We start from the raw sequence: 976 nt of genomic DNA on the forward strand, positions 1-976 counted from the left end.
ATTCTCCGTCGTTGCCGCCTCCATACCCCCCGCCAACGATTTGCAAACACGTTGATCAACAGACTGCAATCCCCACGCCAAACCTTTGCGAATGGGACGCGAACGTCGCTTACGGTTCTTCAGCGTCTGATGCCAGCGCTCGATCTTTCCCTGGGTCTGAGGATGGTACGGAGCGCCGCGCACGTGCTGCATGCCCTTCTGGTCGAGCCACTCGGCCAGATCATCCGCCACGTAACTCGAACCATTGTCGCTGAGAAGCCTTGGCCGGTGCGCGACGGCGCCGTCGTCTTGTCCTTGATCTCGTTCGCGGCCTTGATCACCACATAGACCGGGCTGGTGATGAGGTCATGCGCCTTCAGCAGCCGATAGACCGACGCCTCGGATACAAAGTACTTTCGTTCGTCGGTGAACCGCACGGCCAGCTCGCGTGGCGACAGCTCAGGTAACTCCAGCGCCAGGTCGATGATCTAGCCCCGCACATCGTCCGGGATGCGGTTCCAGACCCGGTCTGGTCGAGACCGATGATCGGCCAGAGCGGCGATGCCGCCCTCGCGGTAACGATCATGCTAGCGATAGAATGTGGCGCGCGGGATCCCGAGCTTGTCCAGCGTGCGCTTGGCCGGAGGTGCGATTGCTCGACCAAATGGATGAATCTCGGCCTTCTCTGAGGCGGGATACCTCATGCCTCGTCCTCCCCATCTCCGTTCATACTTTTTTTGAGCAGACGGTTCTCCAGCGTCAGATCGGCGACGGCCTCCTTCAAGGCGCCGGCCTCCCGGCGGAGGTCCTTCACCTCGCCGGAGGTCGCAGCTCGTGCCGTGTCGCCGGCCAGGCGGCGCTTGCCGGCCTCGAGAAACTCCTTGGACCAGCCGTAATAGATCGAGGCGGCAATGCCTTCTCGGCGACAAAGCTCGGAGATGTTCTCCTCGCCGCGCAATCCTTCTAGTACCCGGAATCAGAGCTGAGTGATACGGCG

At 61.6% G+C, this 976-nt stretch carries 1 pseudogene; it reads right to left on the reverse strand.

Annotation, left to right across the window (positions count from 1 at the left end):
* Positions 1-111: 111 nt before the first annotated feature.
* A pseudogene (locus IC66_RS47000) lies at positions 112-949 on the reverse strand (helix-turn-helix domain-containing protein); the annotation flags it as partial.
* Positions 950-976: the final 27 nt, after the last annotated feature.

The sequence above is a fragment of the Bradyrhizobium genomosp. III genome, assembly GCF_000261705.1.
GTDB lineage: Bacteria > Pseudomonadota > Alphaproteobacteria > Rhizobiales > Xanthobacteraceae > Bradyrhizobium > Bradyrhizobium ottawaense.